The organism is Acinetobacter sp. UBA2063, from assembly GCF_002333245.1.
Classification (GTDB): Bacteria; Pseudomonadota; Gammaproteobacteria; order Pseudomonadales; family Moraxellaceae; genus Acinetobacter; species Acinetobacter parvus.
In genome coordinates, this window is record NZ_DDAH01000028.1 from 308 (window position 1) to 11,935 (window position 11,628).

Sequence of the window (11,628 nt, forward strand, 5' to 3'; positions counted from 1 at the left end):
CAGGCCACCAATGAAAGTGAGACCGCATTCATTGTTGATGTGACCCAGTCAGGGATTTTCCTGGTTGATGGCGTGGAGGAAGATCGTCTTCCGTACGTTCTGGGTGCTTACTGCCCGAATATCCTGTTCCCGTTCTTGCGTGAAGCAGTGAATGATCTAGTGACCAAGGGTAGCTTTCCACAATTGTTGCTTACCCCAATTAACTTTGATGCTGAATTTGAAGCCAATATGCAGCGTCTACAAGCTGAAGGTGATGCCCAAGGTCAGGCATAACACTTTAAGCGCGCAAAAAACCACAGCACCTGCTGTGGTTTTTTATTATTTTATAATGAGAACGATATGGATAAGATAAAATGAGAACAAATAATGTCCACAGTACCATATACCCTTTGCCAGCAGGTATTTCCTGAGCTTGCCACAAGCCTTGTCCCTCGTAAGCTACATGATTTTTATCAATTTATTGAATGGGTTAATAGCCCATACTCAAACATCCAATATGTCGAATTAAAACAATATTATGACAATGGCACAGATGAATGCCACCAACTATAACAGGCCAAGGTAGATATTGAACAGTTGAACAACCGTATTGAGGAGCAAATAGAACAACTTTTTGCTGAAGATGATAATTCAGACTTAGATGCTCAAAATGAGCCTGATGTTAGGGAATATATCTATGCCATCCACTTTGACAACATCTATGCGGTTGCAGAACAACATGGGCTGGCACTGTTATTAATCTCGAATGAAAACCCTTACTGGATGCTGGTGCCAGATCAGGCTGAACAAATTAATCGCCTGATCGAGGCATTTAACCAGACTTTTACGGACGTTGAGCTTTATCACTATGTTTAAGGCCACTGATGATGCTATTCAACAATCGTTCTAAAGGTCAGGTTGATACGGGCAGTCGACACTTTCTTGGTGGGTGGCAAACGGTGCAGCCAGTGGCTTTGTGTGGTGTCTTTCATCACCAGTAGACTGCCATGTTCCAGATACAGCTCCACCTTTTCCTTGCTTTGTTTATGTTTAAAGGCAAATCTCCGTTCCGCACCAAAGCTGAGTGATGCAATCGCGCCATTTTTCTTTAAGTCGGTTTCATCATCACTGTGCCAGGCCATTCCCTCCTCACCTGTATGGTAAAGATTCAGTAGACATGAATTAAAGCGCTCACCTGTCAACTGCTGCACCCGTTGCCTTAACTCAAGCAGTTCAACCGTCCACGGCAAGGCGTATCTGTTGACATTGGAGTAGGTATATTCATACCCCTGATCGCCATACCATGCCACTTTTCTTTTGGTGGTGATCTGCCGACCAAAGATAATGGCCTGATCATTTTCCCAAGCAATATTTTGCATCAACTTTTCAAAATAATCATCAGCGACCATTTCCTGTATGACTTTGCCATAATACTGCACCGTTCCATCATAGGGTAAATGGTTATGCCTTGGGTCAGCTTCAATATCAAACAATTGCATGCGTCTGTGCTCCCTCCCAGCCAATCATCGCTGTTTTCCTTAGGATTCCCCATTCATAGCCACCCAAAAGACCCGTGGACCGAATCACCCGATGACATGGAATCAGGAAAGCCACGGGATTACTGCCAATCGCTGTGCCCACCGCACGGGCTGCCTTGGCATGGTCTATATTTTGCGCAATCTGCCCATAGGTGGAAAGCTGCCCCATTGGAATCCGAAGCAGGCTTTGCCAGACTTTCAGTTGAAAATCGGTTGCTTTTAGATGTAGTTTAATTTCAGGCAGTTTTTCCCAGTCTTTTTGAAAGAAAGCCAGCGCATTAGTCTGAAATTCATCTATTTGCTCAACAAGCTGAGCTTTAGGAAACTGTAATTTCAATTGCTGCAAGGCCTCCGCCTGATCTTCCACAAAGCTTAATGCGCAGATGCCTTTATGTGTGGAAGCAACCAGCACCTCACCGAACAAGGTTTCAGCAAAGGAATAATGAATTATTAAATCTTGTCCGCCCTGTTTATATTCGGCTGGGGTCATGCCCTCAATCTGGATAAACAGGTCATGCAAACGACTGGTACTGGAAAGTCCTGTCTCAAAGGTCGCATCCAGCACACTGCCCTGTTGTTTTAAAATATTTTTGGCATATTCAACACTGGTGTATTGCAGGAATTTTTTAGGGCTGGTTCCCACCCAATCGGTAAACAAACGCTGGAAATGTGCTGGGCTTAAATGAATATGTGCTGCCACTTCACCCAGTTGTGGCTGCTGCTGAAAATTTTGCTGGATATAGGCAATCGCTTGAGCAATACGATCATAAGTACGCTGCTGTTGCATTTCTCTATCCTCTAATTGCTGCTGTCTCTCCACACTAACAAGCTTCCTGCGCCAAGAAAATCCGAAAGATGCTATTCATTTATCAACTTCTTATTCTGCTCTTTTTTATAGCTGCATTTTTATGGCAATGGTTGGCACATCCATTTGCTTATATCAGCTCAAATTTAAAAAAAAGAGGGCGTAAACACACGCCCTCCCAGGCTTTTTATAAACGACGACGCAACGCATCGGCAATAGACTCAACCAACTGCTGTGAAATCTCCTGTTTTGAGGCTTTTTCCAGTTCACGCTTATTCATGTGATAGGACTGGGCAAAGAACACCGTCATGGCGTTTTCATCAGATGCAAAACCAATATCAGGGCGCGACACATCATTACAGGCGATCATATCCAGCTTTTTCGCGACCAGTTTGCCTGCGGCATATTCCTCAACATTCTGGGTTTCAGCAGCAAAACCGACCATAAATGGGCGCTGCTGTTGCTGGGCAATCGTCGCCACAATATCAGGATTTTTCACCAAGGATAACGCAAGCTCATCGCCTGCTTTCTTGATTTTATGCTCCGCAACCTGTGCCACACGGTAGTCCGCCACCGCAGCAGTCGCAATAAAGATGTCACAACCCTGTTGCAACTGGTTCATGCTGACATCCAGCATTTGCATGGCTGAACTGACATTGATACGTTGCACACCATTTGGAGTATCCAGACTGACAGGCCCTGCCACCAGAGTCACTTTTGCCCCTGCGGCATAACAGGCTGCCGCCAAGGCAAAGCCCATTTTTCCAGTGCTGTGGTTGGAAATATAACGTACAGGATCAATCGCTTCGCGGGTCGGGCCAGCGGTAATGGTGACACGTTTACCCGCCAATAAACCAAACTTTTCTGCAATAGCACGCTGGGCTTTATGGAAATAAGCCGCCACCTGACGCGCCAAGTCCTCAGGTTCAGGCATACGCCCTAAGCCCACATCACCACACGCCTGTTCACCTGCATCTGGCATAATCACATGCACACCATCTTCAACCAGAGTTTTCAGGTTACGCTGTGTCGCCTTGGCTGCCCACATTTGCTGGTTCATGGCAGGCGCAACCCAGACAGGTGCTTTGGTGGCTAAATATAAAGTACTCAGCAAATCGTCCGCCAAGCCATTGGCAAACTTGGCAATGCTGTCACAGCTTGCAGGCGCAACCAGAATCAAATCTGCCCAGCGTGCCAGCTCAATATGCCCCATGCCTGCTTCGGCTTCTGGGTCAAGCAGTTCAGTATGCACTGGATTACCTGAAAGGGCCTGAAAAGTAAGCGGGGTAATAAAAGCCTGTGCGCCCTGTGTCATCACCACACGGACATCAAAGCCATAATCTTTTAGACGACGAACCACAATGGCACTTTTATAAGCAGCAATGCCACCCGTAACCGCCAATATAATGTTTTTATGAGGAATAACACTAAGATCGAAGCTCACAAACAGGATACCTTGCTGTTGCAGTGGCGCTCACAATAGCATTAAATACAGTCATACCCAAGCCATGCGCTCGGAAAAACATACACTACAATAAAATGAACGTGAATATTCAGCATGAATCAATCCATAAAACAGTCCATCAAGGCATGGCCAGAACAAGAACGACCACGGGAACGCTTATTATCACAGGGGGCGCAGAGTTTATCCGATGCCGAGTTACTGGCGATTTTCCTACGCTCAGGCTCCAGACAGCACTCGGCGGTTGAGCTTGCCCGTATTCTGATCCAGCATTTTGGTGGACTCAACCCAATTTTTGATGCCTCACTTGATGAACTTTCCCAGTTTAACGGCATTGCCGATACCAAATACGCACAACTGATGGCGGTAAAGGAACTTGGACGGCGTTATCTGAATAATTACTTTCACCAGCAACGGCTTTGCCTAGATACATCTACATTGGTGCTTGACTATCTACGCTATGAACTGCAAGGTGAAAAACAGGAAGTGTTTGCGGTGCTGTGTCTGGATGCTGAGCTCAGGAAACTGCATTTTAAGAAACTTTTTTTTGGATCACAGCATAGTTGCAGTGTATCCATTAACCAGACCTTGCGTTATGTGCTTCAGCAACAGGCCTGCCAAATCGTGATTGCACATAATCATCCTTATGGCATTGCCCAGCCCTCGCACGAAGATATTTACCTCACCCAGCAATTAAAACAAGCCTGCCAGTTACTTGAAATCCAGTTGCTTGATCACTTTATTATTTCACCTGAAAACCATTTTTCCTTTTCTGAGCAACAACTACTCAAACCTGTCCGAATCAAACAATCTGGTCTTGACAAAGCCTAGAGCAAACAGGAACATCAGCAGATAAAATTAATGATTCAAACAACATGATTGTCCGTGACCAGCCAAGTATTTTTAAGGTTTTATTTTCATGGCGTGGGACGATTTTACCCAAAATTTTACCCTCTCTTGGTTTTGTCATGTTGATCTCCGCCATTATTGGTGGAATTGAATATATTGATCTATACCGCTTCCCTGAAATCCCCCTCGTCGGCTTTACCCTGATCGGGGTGGTGCTTTCAATCTTCCTTGGTTTTAAAAATACCGCATGCTATGACCGCTGGTGGGAAGCACGTAAACTTTGGGGCGTTTTGATTGCCACATCACGACACTTTGACCGCGATTGCCGAATCTTGACCCAGGCACGGCGTGAACGTGTGATTCAGCATGTGATTGTATTTGCCAATGTGTTACGCGACCGTTTACGCCATCAAACCGCCAACCCAACTGAACTGACAGAAACCAGTGGTTTAAGCCAGCAGGCGCTTAACCAGCTTTACCAGCAGCACAATGCGCCACAATATACCCTGAGCCTGATCCAGTGGGAGCTGTTACAGGCCCTGAAAGATGGGGAAATCTCCGATATTATTTATACGCAGATGAATCGTCATGTCGCGGCCTTAAGTGAAATGCATACGGGTTGTGATCGGATTGCCAATACCCCAATTCCTTTTGCCTATTCAGTTTTGCTGAACCGAACCGTTTATTTCTTTTGCTTTATGTTGCCTTTTAGCCTGGGTTCTTTACTGGGTTTGGTGACCCCCCTCTTGGTTGGAATTTTGGCTTATACCTTTCTAGGCCTCGATGCCTTAAGTACAGAGATTGAAGAGCCTTTCGGTACACAGAGTAATGACCTGCCACTGGATGCAATGGTACGTACCATTGAAATTGAATTGCTGAGTACCTTAGGTCGTCCAACACCACCACCGATTCAGGCACATGATCATAATCTGTTGTAAATTATAATTTTTTCACTTATGTGGTCAATATAAAAAGTGTCGATATAACAATATTCAAAAAGTTGAAATCGGCACTTCTCAAACAGAGACACGATTGTGCATTTGGCTTAAACAACAAAATTTTCAAATACCAGTGGATGAAAACCAACTTAAGCTGATGGAAACAATTTTCTTCACCAAGCTTTTAATGTTCTCACAAAAGCAATACCTGACCATTAAGAACCAGCAGACTCAAGATATTATTTGGCAGTCGTAGTATAGAACAATGGAAATCCATGAGGCATCCAATGCGCTTTCCATAACAGAATCATGAAGAATATAATTGATCAAAAATATTTCTAACTTTTTCATTCCATTATCATCTAAAACTTTCCCACACCCCTTTTTGTCCATCAGCAACTTTTGGGGTATTACCAAGCTTAATCCACGGCATGTTGTCTCCATGAAAATCGCTGCCAATTGAAACCGCTAAACCATATTCCTGAATCATCCGATCCACCATGTGTCGCGTAGAAAGCGCTTCACTACTGCCAGGAAGCTCAACCGCATCACCACCAAACTCAGCAAATAACTGAATCAAATAACGGATATTGGTTGCAGACAAATCATAACGGGTCGGATGTGCCAATACCGCAAAGCCCTGGCTGGCATGAATCACATCAATGGTCTCTTTTAAACCTACCCCATCAAATTTGACAAAAGCCTTTTTGCCCTCTTTCAGGAAACGGTCAAATGCCTGTTGAGGACGAGCGACAACATTTTTTTCAACCAAAGTTTTGGCAATATGGGTTCGCGTCACCCGATCTGCCTGACCATCCACTTTTGCCAATACATCTGGATAAATATCAAAACCGATACATTTTTCCAATAACTCACAAATCAGTTTTGCCCGCTCAGCCCGCACTTTTTTCTGATTTTCCAGCATTGCCTTGATCGGAACTTCATCCTGCATATTCAATGCAACGATATGCACCCCATAACTCTTTTTAGTGCTGGGACGTGACCACTGACTAGAAATTTCCACACCAGAAATAATTTGAATATCATGATCTTGAGCATAATCTCTCGCCCTTGCCACACCGTCCATCGTGTCATGGTCGGTCAGGGCTAAGGTCTGGATTTTTAAGTCAACCGCAGCCTGTACCAATTGTTCAGGAGACAAGGTACCGTCTGAAATGAAACTATGCGTATGTAAATCGACACCGAACATGGTTTGTATTATGCTATCTGACCTATTTCACCACTGTACTGTAACATGAAAGCGTTGCTCGACTACCTCCCACTGATTATCTTCTTTTATTTTTATAAAACCACCGATCCCAAAGATAGTCACCATCCATTACTGGAGCTTGTGGGCAGTGCAGGAAATACTGATCAAAACCATATTCTGGTTGCGACCTGTGCGCTACTGATCTCGACCCTTGTGGTCTATGGTTGCCTGTTCTTTTTCCAGAAGTTCAAACTGGAAAAAATGCAGTGGTTTATCGTTGTCATGTCAGTGGTTTTTGGTGGAATTACACTGGCATTCAGTGAAGTGACCTATATCAAAATGAAAGCGGTCATTATCAATATCGGGATTGGAATAGGTTTTCTGGTTACGCCCCTGTTTAACAAAGAACGTGAACCGATTATTAAAAAACTTTTGGGTTCGTTGCTTGAACTGACACCAAAAGGCTGGATGCGTCTAAACTGGGCATGGTGTGGGCAGTTCTTCTTGTTGGCGTCACTGCATTTCTTCTTTGGCTTTGTATTTATGCAGGGAAAATACTGGGGCGAATTCACGGCTTTCGGCGATATTATCGTTTCTATCAGTTACCTTGCTGTTATACTGATTTGCTTAAGAAAGCATTTTAAAGCCACTGACTAACCTGAATCATTTGAGCGACTACTATGCCATATTTTGTCCTGACCTGTACTGATCACGAAGATACCCTGGAAAAACGTTTAGCAATTCGCCCCCGGCATGTAGAGCGTCTACAAAAGCTGGATGATGAGGGTCGCTTAATTGCTGCGGGTGCGCATCCAAAAGACCCGAATGATCCACAGGCTGGATTTTTAGGCAGCACCATCATTGTTGAATTTGAGAGTCGTGAAGCACTGGATGCATGGATTCAGGAAGAGCCATTTTTAAAAGAAGGGATTTACGCAAAGATTGAAGTAAAACCTTTCAACAAAGCTTTTCCAAAAGGGTAAGTCATGCAAGTTGCCATTAAAAGTCTATTCGCTTTTTGTTTATTCAGCTCAAGCGTATGGGCCGTTGAACCTCCATCTCCCACACCAGCAGTACAACCGAAATCATCTGTTACAGCCACTGCTACAAATGTGACTGGCACGGCAGCAAAGCCTTTAACGGCTGAACAAATTGCCAAGGCAAAACAGCAACAAGAAGCCAAAGTCAAAGCATTGCTTCAAGATCAAGCCAATCGCCTAAAACAACTTGAAAATGCCAATCTTGAAGCGCTCTCGCAAAATCAAGAATTACAACTCAAAAATGACAATCTTACTGTTCAGGTGCAGGTTCTACAAAGTGAACGCAGTGCCCAAATGTTCCTTTATGGCGCGATGACCATTGCGGTCGGGGTAATTCTAGGTTTCTTTATTGCCAGTTATGTTCACACTAAACGCCGCCGTCAGTGGTAAAACACGATTTCTTTATTTATGTCTCACTCATCAAAATTGCAAACTGCTGAATTAGACTGGGAAATAGTCGATGACATCGAAATTCCTATTTCTAAGCAATTCGGTGATGTTTACTTCTCTAAAGACAATGGTTTGCTTGAAACCCGACATGTATTTTTAAATGGCAATGATTTAACCGAACGCCTTTCTCAATTACATGATTATCAATATTTTTGTGTAGGTGAAACTGGTTTTGGTACAGGACTCAATATTTTGACCCTGTGGCAACTCTGGCAACAAGTTCGCTTAGATAATCACAGCCATTTACATGTTGTCAGCGTTGAAAAATTTCCATTAAATAAAGCTGATTTGATCCGTGCACTGAATGTTTGGACTGAACTCAAACCTTTAGCAGAAAAACTGATTCAGCAATATCCCTTGCCAATTGCAGGTTGTCATCGCTTAAGTTTTCCTGAAGAACGTTTTAGTATTGATTTATGGCTAGGTGATGCTCAGGATATTTTTCCAACGATTCCCAAAACCCAAACAGTGAATGCATGGTTTTTGGACGGTTTTGCCCCATCTTGTAATCCAGATATGTGGCAAGCAAATGTCTTAGATCATATGGTGCGTTTATCTGATTTTGGAACAACTTTCGCATCCTTTAGTGTCGCAGGCATATTAAAACGTGGGCTTAAACAACACGGCATCCAAATCAGCCGTCCACGCGGTTTTGGGCACAAGCGGGAAATGCTCAAGGCGATTTGGCTAGATACCTCCCAAACTGAAACCCAGTCGCAAGATTCAGAAACAACTATTGCAGCTCCACCAAAGTCCGAAACATCAAAGCAACGTAAAATCGCCATCATTGGCGCAGGAATCGCAGGTTTAAGCTCAGCGTGGGCATTTGCTCAACGAGGACATCAAGTTACGATCTACGAGCAAAATGAGCCACTTTCAGGTGCATCTGGCAATCCACTGGCGTTGCTCAATCCAAAACTATGCCCAATTGAACAGGCGCATGAACACTTGATGACCTTGAGTTGGCAACATGCCTTGAATTTTTATCCCAGATTCAAGGCTTTTAGATCCATTCAGGTTCAACAGATTGCCTTAAAAAATGCGGATGAATTGTTAGGTCTGGTTGAGCAATATCCTGAAAAAGTATTATCTGCAAATACAAAGCAAACAGACAACTCTATTCCGCAGACTGAGTTTTCAAGCATAACCTTAAATCAGGCAGGTGCAGTTTCCCCTCATCAGTTACGTGATGAGATTTTACAACATGCTAATATTCGAATAGAAAAAGTAAAAATTTCTCGATTAGAGTCGACTGATAGCCAAGTTACACTCTGGCAAGACCAACAAATAATTGCCATAACGGATCATGCGATTGTCTGTTGTGCTAAACAAAGTGCTGAGTTATTTGAAAATTATCCTGTCCTAAAACCAATTCGAGGACAAGTCAGCTGGGTTGAGAATAGCCAGCGGCCTTTAGCACTGGATCAGGCTTATAGTTATGGCGGCTATTGCATGCAACTGGATACTGCTCAATTGATTCTAGGCGCATCTTTTTATCCTAATCGGGATGATGCAGAAGTGCTAACAGAAGACCATGTGCATAACTACGAACTTATCCACAATGTCTTTCCAAAATATGCGCAAGGACTTCCCTCTGTAGATACTTGGCAAGGAAGAGCATCGGTTCGCGCACAAAGTTTAGATTATTTCCCCTTAGTTGGGAAAATACAAAATCTTGGTCAAATCTATACTTTTGCTGGTTTAGGATCGAAAGGTTTCTTATTTGCGCCATTATGTAGTGAAATCTTGGCAGCATTAATTTTAGGTGAACTTTGCCCAGTTCCTCAAAGTTTATTGGATAAATTAAATCCTCAAAGATTTGAAAAGAAATTAAAAGCTAAAAAACCTTATTATTCTGGGTAAATTATTATTTTTGTTGTTCATTCTTTAAATTTGCCAAAATATCCAAGTATTTTGGCAAATTTAACTGATCTATGCGCCCTGTTCTAAAGCTAAGCCAGCATCACGTGCTGCACGTGTACCGCCCATCAATACAACATATTCACGAGAATCATCTAAACCGTCTAAAAGCTCTGCTGCGCGTGGTGCTTTACTACCACCACCACATAGAATATAAATCGGCTGATCCGCTGCAACCTGAGTCAAACTATCCGCAGTTAATTCAGCAATTGGACGATTCAACGCCCCTTTGACGTGTGCCTCTGCATAAGCTTTGGCATCTCGGACATCCCAAATGACTGCGCCTTCTGGGAACTCAAATGTTGTAATTTCTTGTTTACGGATCATTGTGCACTCCTTTGATGTAAACAACACTTGGCAAATGAAGAAAACACCCTTAGCATCTCAAATATTCTTTCCCTTTGTAAAGGTCTAACCATGCCTTCTTTTGATATTGTTTCTGAATTAGAGTTATTTGAAGTCAATCACGCTGTACAAAATACAGAAAAAGAGATTGCAACACGTTTTGACTTTCGTGGACAAGACGTTTCAATTGAGTTAAATGAAAAAAATAAAGAAATCAAAATCTCAACTGAAAGTGACTTCCAATGTGAACAAGTCTATACCATGCTTGAAAATCACTTCTATAAACGTAAGATTGATGTACAAGCTTTAGATCCACAAAAAGCGACTGCTTCTGGTAAAAATGTGGTCCAAGTGATCAAGCTGAAAGATGGACTTGACTCAGATACCGCAAAAAAAATTAATAAAGCCATTAAAGAAAGTGGCATCAAGGTGCAATCTTCTATCCAAGGAGACAAAATCCGTGTCACTGATAAAAAGCGTGATACTTTGCAACAGGTCATGAACTTTTTACGTGAACAGCAATTTGGTCTACCGCTTCAATTTAATAATTTCAAAGACTAAGCAATAGGTTCACTATGGCAAAAGATAACCGTCTTTATACGCTGGTTAAAACCACTTCTAAATTTCCAAAAGGTATTCGCAGTACATTATGGAGCAAAGCCTTTGGACGAGTTGTTCCAATGGTGGGGACTGCAAACATTCGCTATTTGGAAGTCGATAAAGACCATGTCACTGTGCGCATTGAAAACCAACGTAATATGCAAAATCATATTAAAGGGGTTCACGCAGCAGCAATGGCCTTACTCGCTGAAACGGCAACGGGTTTCCTAACAGGTTTACATATTCCTGATGATCGGATTTTGTTGATCAAATCACTGCACGTAGACTATTTAAAGGTTGCACAGGGTGGTTTAACGGCAACCGCAACTTTATCAGCCGATCAACAAAAGTTTATCGCTGACAATGAAAAAGGCGAGTTATTGATTCCTGTGACCGTTATTGATGATTCTGGTAACGAGCCGATCCAATGCCAAATGCTTTGGGCATGGTTACCAAAACGTAAAAAATAATCTTAGATTTTAAAATAAAGCC

At 42.9% G+C, this 11,628-nt stretch carries 16 protein-coding genes; 11 read left to right on the forward strand and 5 right to left on the reverse strand.

Going from position 1 to position 11,628, the window contains the following annotated elements; all coding sequences use genetic code 11:
• The 3 genes from B4H32_RS01370 to B4H32_RS01380 all read left to right on the forward strand — a co-directional run.
• Nucleotides 1-273: protein-export chaperone SecB (locus B4H32_RS01370; RefSeq protein ID WP_286799395.1), on the forward strand; the 273-nt coding region annotated here is incomplete at its 5' end.
• A gap of 93 nt (nt 274-366) precedes the next feature.
• Nucleotides 367-552, forward strand: coding sequence for a hypothetical protein (locus tag B4H32_RS01375; RefSeq protein ID WP_004681805.1), 186 nt, complete (start codon nt 367-369; stop codon nt 550-552).
• 24 nt (nt 553-576) lie between these two features.
• A complete protein-coding gene (locus tag B4H32_RS01380; RefSeq protein ID WP_004681806.1) occupies nt 577-855 on the forward strand; it encodes a hypothetical protein in 279 nt (92 codons plus the stop codon).
• A 14-nt stretch (nt 856-869) separates the two neighbouring features.
• Here B4H32_RS01380 and B4H32_RS01385 read toward each other — a convergent pair whose 3' ends face one another.
• The 3 genes from B4H32_RS01385 to coaBC all read right to left on the reverse strand — a co-directional run bounded on the left by B4H32_RS01385 (nt 870) and on the right by coaBC (nt 3,766).
• Entirely contained in the window at nt 870-1,478 is a 609-nt protein-coding gene (locus tag B4H32_RS01385) for an alpha-ketoglutarate-dependent dioxygenase AlkB family protein (RefSeq protein WP_004681808.1), read from the reverse strand.
• Entirely contained in the window at nt 1,465-2,304 is an 840-nt protein-coding gene (locus B4H32_RS01390; protein ID WP_004681809.1) for a bifunctional transcriptional activator/DNA repair enzyme AdaA, read from the reverse strand. Before B4H32_RS01390 ends, B4H32_RS01385 begins: the two co-directional genes overlap by 14 nt.
• 205 nt (nt 2,305-2,509) lie before the next feature.
• Nucleotides 2,510-3,766, reverse strand: a complete 1,257-nt coding sequence (gene coaBC / locus B4H32_RS01395; protein ID WP_286799396.1) for a bifunctional phosphopantothenoylcysteine decarboxylase/phosphopantothenate--cysteine ligase CoaBC — start codon at nt 3,764-3,766, stop codon at nt 2,510-2,512.
• A gap of 114 nt (nt 3,767-3,880) precedes the next feature.
• Here coaBC and radC point away from each other — a divergent pair, with 114 nt between their 5' ends.
• A complete protein-coding gene (gene radC, locus B4H32_RS01400; RefSeq protein WP_286799397.1) occupies nt 3,881-4,615 on the forward strand; it encodes a RadC family protein in 735 nt (244 codons plus the stop codon).
• Between the two features lie 44 nt (nt 4,616-4,659).
• Nucleotides 4,660-5,571, forward strand: coding sequence for a bestrophin family protein (locus B4H32_RS01405; RefSeq protein WP_286799398.1), 912 nt, complete (start codon nt 4,660-4,662; stop codon nt 5,569-5,571).
• Between the two features lie 358 nt (nt 5,572-5,929).
• Here B4H32_RS01405 and B4H32_RS01410 read toward each other — a convergent pair whose 3' ends face one another.
• Nucleotides 5,930-6,781, reverse strand: coding sequence for a PHP domain-containing protein (locus tag B4H32_RS01410; RefSeq protein WP_004756131.1), 852 nt, complete (start codon nt 6,779-6,781; stop codon nt 5,930-5,932).
• Nucleotides 6,782-6,826: 45 nt separating this feature from the next.
• Here B4H32_RS01410 and B4H32_RS01415 point away from each other — a divergent pair, with 45 nt between their 5' ends.
• The 4 genes from B4H32_RS01415 to mnmC are packed head-to-tail and all read left to right on the forward strand — an operon-like array spanning nt 6,827 to nt 10,134.
• Complete coding sequence (locus B4H32_RS01415) at nt 6,827-7,438, forward strand: septation protein IspZ (RefSeq protein ID WP_286799399.1); 612 nt, start codon at nt 6,827-6,829, stop codon at nt 7,436-7,438.
• A gap of 23 nt (nt 7,439-7,461) precedes the next feature.
• The gene (locus B4H32_RS01420; protein ID WP_004678452.1) at nt 7,462-7,764 is read left to right on the forward strand and encodes a YciI family protein; all 303 of its coding nucleotides are present in this window, start codon (nt 7,462-7,464) and stop codon (nt 7,762-7,764) included.
• A gap of 3 nt (nt 7,765-7,767) precedes the next feature.
• The gene (locus B4H32_RS01425) at nt 7,768-8,211 is read left to right on the forward strand and encodes a hypothetical protein (protein WP_286799400.1); all 444 of its coding nucleotides are present in this window, start codon (nt 7,768-7,770) and stop codon (nt 8,209-8,211) included.
• An 18-nt stretch (nt 8,212-8,229) separates the two neighbouring features.
• Nucleotides 8,230-10,134, forward strand: a complete 1,905-nt coding sequence (gene mnmC / locus B4H32_RS01430; protein WP_004756133.1) for an FAD-dependent 5-carboxymethylaminomethyl-2-thiouridine(34) oxidoreductase MnmC — start codon at nt 8,230-8,232, stop codon at nt 10,132-10,134.
• A 69-nt stretch (nt 10,135-10,203) separates the two neighbouring features.
• Here mnmC and B4H32_RS01435 read toward each other — a convergent pair whose 3' ends face one another.
• A complete protein-coding gene (locus B4H32_RS01435) occupies nt 10,204-10,518 on the reverse strand; it encodes a rhodanese-like domain-containing protein (protein ID WP_004678456.1) in 315 nt (104 codons plus the stop codon).
• Nucleotides 10,519-10,608: 90 nt separating this feature from the next.
• Here B4H32_RS01435 and B4H32_RS01440 point away from each other — a divergent pair, with 90 nt between their 5' ends.
• Together B4H32_RS01440 and B4H32_RS01445 are read left to right on the forward strand one after the other, a co-directional pair.
• Nucleotides 10,609-11,097, forward strand: a complete 489-nt coding sequence (locus B4H32_RS01440) for a YajQ family cyclic di-GMP-binding protein (protein WP_004756136.1) — start codon at nt 10,609-10,611, stop codon at nt 11,095-11,097.
• A 14-nt stretch (nt 11,098-11,111) separates the two neighbouring features.
• A complete protein-coding gene (locus B4H32_RS01445; protein WP_004681821.1) occupies nt 11,112-11,606 on the forward strand; it encodes a DUF4442 domain-containing protein in 495 nt (164 codons plus the stop codon).
• Nucleotides 11,607-11,628: the final 22 nt, after the last annotated feature.

Excerpts from the sequence above, each read along its gene's own strand:
- B4H32_RS01425 (WP_286799400.1), top strand. The coding sequence starts at position 7,768 with ATGCAAGTTGCCATTAAAAGTCTATTCGCTTTTTGTTTATTCAGCTCA.
- B4H32_RS01405 (WP_286799398.1), top strand. The coding sequence starts at position 4,660 with ATGATTGTCCGTGACCAGCCAAGTATTTTTAAGGTTTTATTTTCATGG.
- B4H32_RS01415 (WP_286799399.1), top strand. The coding sequence starts at position 6,827 with ATGAAAGCGTTGCTCGACTACCTCCCACTGATTATCTTCTTTTATTTT.
- B4H32_RS01390 (WP_004681809.1), bottom strand. The coding sequence starts at position 2,304 with ATGCAACAGCAGCGTACTTATGATCGTATTGCTCAAGCGATTGCCTAT.
- B4H32_RS01420 (WP_004678452.1), top strand. The coding sequence starts at position 7,462 with ATGCCATATTTTGTCCTGACCTGTACTGATCACGAAGATACCCTGGAA.
- radC (WP_286799397.1), top strand. The coding sequence starts at position 3,881 with ATGAATCAATCCATAAAACAGTCCATCAAGGCATGGCCAGAACAAGAA.
- B4H32_RS01385 (WP_004681808.1), bottom strand. The coding sequence starts at position 1,478 with ATGCAATTGTTTGATATTGAAGCTGACCCAAGGCATAACCATTTACCC.
- B4H32_RS01445 (WP_004681821.1), top strand. The coding sequence starts at position 11,112 with ATGGCAAAAGATAACCGTCTTTATACGCTGGTTAAAACCACTTCTAAA.
- B4H32_RS01375 (WP_004681805.1), top strand. The coding sequence starts at position 367 with ATGTCCACAGTACCATATACCCTTTGCCAGCAGGTATTTCCTGAGCTT.
- B4H32_RS01440 (WP_004756136.1), top strand. The coding sequence starts at position 10,609 with ATGCCTTCTTTTGATATTGTTTCTGAATTAGAGTTATTTGAAGTCAAT.
- B4H32_RS01410 (WP_004756131.1), bottom strand. The coding sequence starts at position 6,781 with ATGTTCGGTGTCGATTTACATACGCATAGTTTCATTTCAGACGGTACC.
- B4H32_RS01435 (WP_004678456.1), bottom strand. The coding sequence starts at position 10,518 with ATGATCCGTAAACAAGAAATTACAACATTTGAGTTCCCAGAAGGCGCA.
- mnmC (WP_004756133.1), top strand. The coding sequence starts at position 8,230 with ATGTCTCACTCATCAAAATTGCAAACTGCTGAATTAGACTGGGAAATA.